Source organism: Streptomyces sp. NPDC060031 (genome assembly GCF_042736805.1).
Lineage (GTDB): Bacteria > Actinomycetota > Actinomycetes > Streptomycetales > Streptomycetaceae > Streptomyces.
On record NZ_JBHWVM010000156.1, the window covers coordinates 1 to 8,756 of the forward strand.

Here is an 8,756-nt window from a genome sequence, read left to right on the forward strand (position 1 = left end):
CCCTGAACGCCTTCCAGATCGCCTTCGAGGGCCGGCTCACCCCAGCCAACAACTGAACCTCAAAACCAAGATCAGCCGTTAACTGGACACACCCGGGCGAGCGAGCGTAAGGACAGGCCGCAGGCTGCGGAAGGCCGGCCCGGCTGCACCCGTCCGGCGTTGTGTGCGGGTCGGGAGGCGGGGCGGGCGGAAAGCCGGGGCGTGGGGGGGGCTGGTACGTGGGGTGGAGGTGTGCGGTCGTGGTGCTGAGGTCTCCGGTCGCGCCGATGCTGGCGAAGGCTGCGGAGACGATCCCGGCCGTGCCCCGGTCCGGTCCGGGCTTGGCTTTGAGTAGAAGTTATGGACGGGGTAGGCCCTTTGCAAGGCGCAGCCGGAGGTTCGCCTTGGAGCCGGGAGAGCGCCGGTTCCGCGGCGGAGCGGTGCGCCGGAACGACCTGCCGTTCTGGGTGCCGCGGGACGCGGTACGGGCCGAGTCCTTCCCGGCGTTGGTGGCCGGCTGACATGTGGTGCCCATCGCGTTTGCGCCCGCGCTCTGGTCGCCTGGTGCCTTGGCGTGACTGGGATGGATATGTGTCTGGAATATGGCTTACGCGGCTACCTGGGCTCGATCACGCTGGGCCACGCAAGGTGATCTCCTTGTCACTCCAGGTGGAGGAACTGATCCATGCCCCAGGTTGTCCCGCTTGCCTCTCAATCCGAGCGCGTCGAGCGTCTGCGCGCCCAGCTCGCAGGTGAGTCCGCCCCCGCGTCCGACACCACTTCCGAGGGCAGTGCGCCCAGTCCGCGGGCTCGGCGGGCGGCCCGCTCAGCCCGCAGGCTGGCGTTGTCCCCGGCCGCGAACCTGCTCTACGGGATGACACTGCGGGCCGCTGCCCGCAGCGAGCAGAGCGAGAAGCTCACCGACCTGGAGGAGCAGCTTCTGGGGGTGCTGCGGGTGACCGGGGCTGCGGACGCGGAGATTGCCGAGTTCGGCCGAGTTTTCCAGGAGCAGGCCAAGGGACGTGGCGCCTCCACGCTGTTCACCTCCGAGGTGACCGAGCGTCCCCTCTCGGAGGGGTTCTCCTTCGATGACCTGGCTGCCGTCCTGCCGGCGCTCGCGCCGGAGATCACCGCGCAGCCGAATTTCCGCACGGTACGGGTGGACGCTCTGGAGCCGGGCCAGCCGCTGGATACCGCCGAGGCGGCGGCGGCCCGCAACGAGTACGGAGCCGGGGTCATCGTCTTCCTCGCCGAGGACGGACTGAAGGGCCGCGGCTATGTCGTCGCCCCGCTCGACGCTCGCGTGGAGTACAGCAAGTTCTACGCGGAAGCGCGCGCCCACGACTCCGTTTTCGACCCGGCGAACGAGATCTACTGGTGCTCCGGTGCGGGATCGGAGGTGTCCAAGAGCGACTACATGTCAGGCGTGTTCGGCGGAATCGACACCGGACACTGGCGGTACTTCGGCGACGGCGCCCACTTCTTCAACGGGAAGATCAAGAGGGCCCTCACCGGCAACATCCAGTGCTGGGAGGAGGACGACAGCAACTCGCAGTTCTACAACGACCTGCGCGGTGCGATGAGGTCCATCAAGGAGTGGGCGTTCACGACCTCCGAAAAGCTGGAGAACCAGAGCGGGGACTACGAAGCCTCCTCCGCCTTCCTGTCCCTGGTCGGCCTGATCGCAGCCCTCGTCGACGCCATCCTGGGTTGGGTCCGCAACGACGACGACCTCATCCAGGACGTCAGCGTGGCGTTCAGCGCGACGGCGTTGCACACCATGAGCAAGCGGTCCGTCGACCTCAACTCCATCCGCTTCGTGGGAGACGGCGGCGGCAGGTACATCCTGTACCTGAACGTCGTCATGCCCCATGGCCCCGGGTTCAAGGTGGATCATCGGTACCTGGACGACGCCACGTGGAAGCAGGCCCTTTCCACGAACTTCCCGGTCAGCAATTCCCCCGTTGCCGTGGCAAGTCACGCCGGCGGTCTCCATGCCCTGTGGCTCAGGGACGGCTCCAGCGCCCCCGTGCACGCGACGAACCTCAACCCCACCACCCGCCCGTGGGGGCCTCCGGCAGTCCCCTGGGCGAATGCCACCAGCATCTACGCCCCCGCACTCGCCTCGGACGGAACCAATCTTCACGCGGTCCATGTCGCGGCCGACAACTCTCTGCGCTACAGCTGGCACGCGGGCACCAGCTGGAGTGCGCCCACCCCGATCAACGGTGGAGGCCCCAAGGCCTTCGCCGCCCCGGCACTCGCCTACCACGAAGGGAAGCTCCACCTCCTCATCGTGGGCTTCGACCGGAACCTGTGGCACCTCGTCTACGACGGTGCCTGGAGTCCTGCCGTGCGGCTGATGTTCGAGTACGCCCTCCCCGCGTTCACCGAACACGCCCCCGGCGTCGCGTCGCACAGGGGCGCCCTCAACGTCATCTACCGCGAATCCACCCTCGAACCCGGCAGCGTCAAGAGGCTCACCCTGCAAGACGGGCAGTGGACCCGCCAAGACACCAACGCCGGATGGCGCATCCGCACCGGCCCGGCGATCGCAACTCTCGGCACCAGGCTGTACTGCCTCCTGCCCGGCCTCGACGGAAGTCTCTGGTGGACCTACCTCCTCCTCGACAAGTTCTGGTCCGACACCACCAGGATCGACACGCCCAACGTCGACGAACCCGCCCTCACCACCCACGACGGCAAACTGCACCTGCTGTACCGCGGCCGCTGACCCCGCCGATGGCCCGTCCCCTACCGCCGCCGCGGCCCCTGCGCGGGCCCGACTCCCTGTGAGGACCCCCTTGACCGACGACCTCTCCACTACCGCTGAAGGCTCCCGCAGCGCGTCTGACGCGATCAGCTTCATCCAGACCACCGAGGGCCACCTCAACGAACTCACCAATACCCTCCAGCGGATGCGGGTGCTGTCGATCCAGAGCGCGAACGGCACGTACAGCCAGGAGGACCGCTCCGCCATCCAGATCGAGGTCGACCAGCTCACGGACGAGATCGCCCGGATCGCCGACCAAGCCGACTTCAACAAGATGCGAATGCTGACCGACGCCTCCGGCGAAGCCAACGTCCGCGCGGCCGACGAGCTCGGCATGATCCCCGCCAAAATCAACACTCCTGCCTCGCTGGCGAACGCCCAGGCCGCCTGGACGCTGCGCGTGCACGTCGGGGCCAATACCAACGAGGCCCTCGCGGTCAACGTCTTCGCGGCCAACATCAACCACCTCTTCGCCGGTGAAGCAGCCGCGCCCGCCGACCAGGGAGCTGCCGAACCCGAGGCGAGAGCCGCGACCGTCGGTCCGGTCAACGTACTGACGGCCATCGACGCGAACAGCTCGATCGCCAAGATCGACGTCGCAATCCGGGCCGTCACCGACCAACAGGTCCACTACGCGGCCGCCCGCACCGAACTGACCGCCCTGTCCCCCGACGACGCCCTCCTCGTGCTGCCCACCGGCACGCCGGACGAGAGCGGCATCGTGATGATCCCGGCGTCCGAGGTAAAGCCCACGGACAAGGCCGCCTTGGCCCTGGAGAACCAGGAAGGGCGCCCCGTACTGACTGTCAGCTCGGGCACCGTGCTCCCCGAACAGCTCGCTGTCCGGGACACCGACGGGAACCTCCTGGCGACCTACGTGGCAGCGCCCGTGATCCAGCCCCGGGGCGTACGAGGTCTGGAGTCCGTCCTGCAGACCTACCAATACCCGCTTCAGTAGAAGAGCATCACACCGCTGCCAACTGAGCGCGCTACCTGGCCACAGTGGCCAGGCAGCGCGCCCAGCCACATCCATGGACAGGACATCGGCTCACGCGCTGATGCCGAGGGCATCGTCCGGGTTGCAGTAGGGCAGGCCTCGACGCCTTCCCGGTGCTGCGGGCCCACCGAAGGCCAGGGGCCCCGGACATTCCCTCCGGCAGGAAGGGGAACGATGACGGCTCTGGCATCGCGCGGCCACAGTGGCTTCCGACGGGTGAAGTGCACCCGCCATCCCGTGCTCGACCTCGAGCCGGACACTATCCGTGGACAGCTCAACAGCGCATAACAGAAGTTTGACGGCCACCGCACCGTCATCCGCCGCACCGTCGACTCCGTCGTGCTGTACGCGCGATCGGGCCGGGTCGTCACCTCGGTCTGGATGGACCTGGCCCTGGCCGCTCAACAGACGCTTCGCCCGGGGCCGGTGCTCGACTGAGAGGCCGTCATCTGGCGGGACGGGGCGATCGACTTCTCGGCGGTCCAGGCGCGAGCAGCATCGACGCTGGCACGGGCACGGGCACGGGAACTTGCCGCAGCCCTACCCGCCTCGTACGCGCCTGGAGTACGCACGGGTTCGTGGGTGGAAATCGAGGGCGCGATCAGCGAAGCCAGCAGGTAGGACACCCATGTTCGAGGCATCCCTCAGGGTGTGAGATTCCCGCAATCACTCGCGGTACGGCAGGAGATCTGCGCCGGCATCGACGCCGTCTTCCCGGGGCCGACCCAGTTGCACGTCTACGTGCTGGGTCTGGCTCAGCAAGGTGCACGCAACCTACCGCGCCCCCGAGGCGCGGCCGAGCCCTCTCTCAGGCCGCACGAGGTGCGGCATCTGGTTGACGACCCGAGGATCTGCCCCGAGGTGACGCGCGGCCAACTGACGTTGTTCCCGGTCCGGCGGCGCCTGGAGCGGAGCGATGCCCGGCGGATCAGCGGCCGCACATGGCCGGAAGAGGAGGTCCTGCAGGCGCTCGCCGCACGGCGGGCGGCGGCTGCCGGGCTGAGGGGACGTGGCCGCAGATGGTGCTGCGGCTGATCAGGTGCGCGCTGGCGATCCGGGATGCGGAGGGTGAGTCGCTGGTCGCGCCGGAGATGCTCGATCAGGTGCGGTTGCCGTTGAAAGCCGCCGCCGAGCTCCTCGCCCAAGCCGGAATGTTGAGCCCGCGCACGACTCCGCCCCCTGCGGCATGGCCCGTGCGGTCGTGCGCGGACTGTGCGTGCTGGGGCGTCACGACAACCCGGTGCCAAGGCTGTGACGAATGGCGGCACAACCGTGAGCGCTACGGGATGGGCCAGTGCCAGCGGTGCCGACGGGACGATCTGCCCCTGCACTCGAAGGAGGGCATGTGCCGCGGGTGCCTGGCCTACGTGCGCGAGGTCGGCGACTGGTCGGCGCCAACGTCCTTCACACAACTCGCCTTCGCCGGAGTACTCGCGCATCAGCTGAAGCGGAGGGCCGGAGAGCTGGGCTACGTCGTCCACAACCGATCCGGCCCCGCCTCGCGTGCACGCACCCGCACCCACACGACCCCCGCCCCGGAGGAGCCGAATGTGCCGGTGATCACCGCGGGGCAACTGTCTCTGTTCTCGATGCCGCGGACTTGGCGCCGCGAGCACCTCGGGCCCGTCCTCGCGCTGCCCCGGCTGCCCGCTCCGGCGCAGGAATTGCTGGACACCACCGCCGCCGCCTACCCGCGGGCCCAGCTCGCCGACAAACGCAACGTGCCCAGCGGCGCGGCTCTGGTCCTGCATACGCTGCTGGCCCGGCTGGGGCCGCACGCACCGATCCCCGAGCGGGACATCCGCTCCCTGGCCGGGACCGTCGCGGCCGGAACCGCCGCCACACGCCGCGTAATCACCTTCCTCCACGCGCACGCGCTACTTGAGGCGGACGAACTCTCCGAGACACCTGCCCAACTGCTCACCGAGGTCCAGCATCAGGTACGTCCGCGTGTGCCCGACCTGAGCCAGGAACGGCGCGACCGGCACGACGAGAAGGCCCTGCACACGCGGATCGCAGAGCTTCCCGCCCCGATGGCCGACCAGCTGCACGCCTGGGTGAGGGTGCTGCGCGGCCGCGGCCGCTTCCGGCACGCCCCGGCCGGCTTCCGACGCATCCGCCACGACCTGCGCATCGCCTGGCCGGCTCTGACCTCGTGGACGGCGGTCGGGCTGGACCTGCGGCAGGTCACCGCCGAGCACATCACGAGCGAACTCGCCCGCCGCCCGGGCAACGTGGCCCGCGGGTTGCTCAGCGTGCTGCGCAGCATTTGGGGGGCCCTGAAGCAGGAACGGCTGATCTTCCTCAACCCCACGGCCGGGCTCCAGCTGCCCGCTGGAGTACACCTGCCGCGGCCGTTGCCCAGCGATCGGCTGGCCGGAGCCCTGGACCGGCTGGACGGTCCCGCCGCACGCCTCATCGTCGCTCTGGTCGCCATCTACGCCGTGCGTACCGTGGAGGTCGCCCGCCTGGACCTGGCCGACCCCGACCTCGCCCGCCGGACACCGGCGGTACGCCGGGGTGAGCGGACGCACCTCGTCTACCTCGACGACCTGAGCACCGACCTGATGGCCGACTGGCTGCGCGAGCGCCGCCGCCGGTGGCCCAAGGCCACCAACCCGCACCTGCTCATCACCTCCCAGACCTACCGGCACCCGGCCTCGCCGCAGATCAGCTACCTCCCGATACGGGCCGCGTTCAACCAGACCGGACTGCTGCCACGGCAGGTATGGGCCGACCGCATCCTGGACGAAGCCCACGAGACCGCCGATCCGGTCCACCTCGTCCGCCTCTTCGGCATCCACCCCACCATCGCCGTGAAGTACGTCCACGCCGCGCACCCGGACAAGGCCCTGCCCCGGATCCGCTGATGCCAGGTCTGAGCCAGTCCACCCATGCCGGACCTCCCGGAAGCCGGACTGCGCTGCGTGGGCTGGCTGCTGGGGAACTTTGTCGGCGGCCCGCTCCGCCGCCGTACGGCCACGGGCGGCCCGTAGCGCCTGGTCGTCGTCGAAGGGAATCGGTCCGTGCCCAGGGTTCTCTCGCATGTTTTAGCTGTTGTTTGTGCTTCTCGGTGGAGGCATGGGTTCTGCAGGTCATGCCGTATCGGGTGGTGTCTGTTTCCCGCAACAGGTCGGCATGGACTCTGCGGGCCGTTGTGCCTGAAGGGGGTAGCGCCGAGATAAGGCCAAAAGTCGGGGGCACGCGACCTTGGTGCAGCTGCGGCGGGTTCTGCGACCACTGCTAGCCTGCCGTCCATGATCGAGAGCGGACTGGCAGGCCGAATAGGCAGCATGGTGGGGGACAGCCGGCCGGAGCGCGTGCTGATCGCCGCCAGTTTCGTCAACCGGGTCGGCAACGGTCTGTTCAACGCGGCGTCGGCGCTCTATTTCACCTTGGTCGTGGGCCTGCCCGCGGTGCAGGTCGGCGCCGCACTCACCATCGCGGGGCTGATCGGATTGTGCGCGGGGATACCCGGAGGGTACCTCGCCGACCGGCGCGGGGCGCGCACGATCATGATGGTGGCCCTCGCGGTCCAGGCGCTGTCGATGGCAGCCCTCGTCCTCGTCGAGAGCTGGACCGCGTTCACGATCATCGCGACGGTCGACCAGATCGCCGCGGCGGCCGGTGGCGCGGCCGGGGGCGCTCTGGTGGTCCGGGTCGGGGGTGATCGCCCGGCCCTGTTCCGGGCGAGGTTGCGCACCTTCGTCAACCTGGGCGTCATCCTCGGAACGGTGGGTGCCGGGGCGGCACTGGCCGCAGACACCCGTGGCGCCTACGTCACGCTGATCCTCGGCAACGCGGCGAGCTTCGCCCTGTGCGCGGTGCTCCTGCTCCTCCTGCCCCGCTATCCGGTGCTGCCGGCGCCGCCGCAGCAGCGTCGTTGGATCGCTTTCTCGGACCGCCCGTTCCTGACGTTCACCGTCCTCTACGGAGCCATGGGACTGCAATACCCGGTGGTCTCCCTGCTCCTGCCGATCTGGATCTCCGAACACACCGAAGCGCCGCGCTGGACGATCGCCGCGCTGTTCGCCGTCAATGCCGCCTTCTGCGTGCTGATGCAGACCAGGATCGGCTCCCGGATCGAAACCCCGCACGACGGCGGCAGGGCGTTTCGCATCGCGGGTCTGCTCTTCCTCGTGAGCTGCCCGCTGATGGCGCTGGCGGCGTACACCCCGGTGTGGGCGGCGGCGGGACTGGTCCTGGCAGCGATCTTCGTCCACAGCCTGGCTGAGGTCTGGGAGTCCTCGGCGGGCTTCGCCCTCGGCTTCGGTCTTGCCCCCGACCACGCCCAGGGCCAGTACCAAGGACTCCTCGGCCTCGGCTTCAACGCGGGCCAGGCCCTTGCCCCGGCCATCCTGACCACGGTGGTGCTCGGCCTCGGCACCACGGGGTGGCTGCTGCTGGCGTTGTTCTTCGCGGCGCTGGGCGCTGCCGGCCCCTCTCTTGCCCGCTGGGGCATGCGGACCCGGCCGCAGCCGGGCGATGCCGCGGAAGTGACGGGATGACCAAGGAGTAGGTGTGTCAGGCCGGCTGGCCGTAGCCGGCCACGCCGGGGACATCGCCGCGCAGCGGACTGAAGTCGACGTCCAGGGGGGGCGGGGGTCCCACCAACGGCCCTTGGCCGAATGGGTGACGAGCGACACGGGCCGGACACCAAGATCAAGTACTGGCGGCTTTGCCCTTACCTCGGGACTACCCCTGAAGGTTCCGCCGTGTTGGTCGCCCAGTCCCTGCTCACGGAGAGTTCTCGGGGCGGGGCAGAGCCACCACTTGGGCGGTATCGTCTCGCGCCCGGTCAGGGCGGCGTTCTCCAGAGCGAGCAGGTTGATCCGTCCTGGCCCGCCTGGCTGACCCTTTGTGCAGGGCGACCGCGATCAGACGGCACCGCCCCAGCCGGAGTCAACTCACCAGGCTGTCTGGAAGGTCAAGCGGCCGCGCCGGGAACAGCCGGTCCGGTCGGCGCGGTTGCATCGATCGAGGGACCGGAGCCACGGAGGGGAGTAT

The 8,756-nt window shown here is 69.2% G+C and carries 4 protein-coding genes; all 4 read left to right on the forward strand.

Annotated elements, in window-relative coordinates:
• Positions 1–664 precede the first annotated feature (664 nt).
• The 4 genes from ACFWB8_RS35795 to ACFWB8_RS35810 all read left to right on the forward strand — a co-directional run bounded on the left by ACFWB8_RS35795 (position 665) and on the right by ACFWB8_RS35810 (position 8,257).
• The gene (locus ACFWB8_RS35795; protein WP_385237098.1) at positions 665–2,713 is read left to right on the forward strand and encodes a hypothetical protein; all 2,049 of its coding nucleotides are present in this window, start codon (positions 665–667) and stop codon (positions 2,711–2,713) included.
• Between the two features lie 70 nt (positions 2,714–2,783).
• Positions 2,784–3,710, forward strand: coding sequence for a hypothetical protein (locus ACFWB8_RS35800; protein WP_385237101.1), 927 nt, complete (start codon positions 2,784–2,786; stop codon positions 3,708–3,710).
• Positions 3,711–5,092: 1,382 nt separating this feature from the next.
• Positions 5,093–6,619, forward strand: coding sequence for a hypothetical protein (locus tag ACFWB8_RS35805; RefSeq protein WP_385237104.1), 1,527 nt, complete (start codon positions 5,093–5,095; stop codon positions 6,617–6,619).
• A 387-nt stretch (positions 6,620–7,006) separates the two neighbouring features.
• Complete coding sequence (locus tag ACFWB8_RS35810; RefSeq protein ID WP_385237107.1) at positions 7,007–8,257, forward strand: MFS transporter; 1,251 nt, start codon at positions 7,007–7,009, stop codon at positions 8,255–8,257.
• Positions 8,258–8,756: the final 499 nt, after the last annotated feature.

Excerpts from the sequence above, each read along its gene's own strand:
- ACFWB8_RS35795 (WP_385237098.1), top strand. The coding sequence starts at position 665 with ATGCCCCAGGTTGTCCCGCTTGCCTCTCAATCCGAGCGCGTCGAGCGT.
- ACFWB8_RS35805 (WP_385237104.1), top strand. The coding sequence starts at position 5,093 with ATGTGCCGCGGGTGCCTGGCCTACGTGCGCGAGGTCGGCGACTGGTCG.
- ACFWB8_RS35810 (WP_385237107.1), top strand. The coding sequence starts at position 7,007 with ATGATCGAGAGCGGACTGGCAGGCCGAATAGGCAGCATGGTGGGGGAC.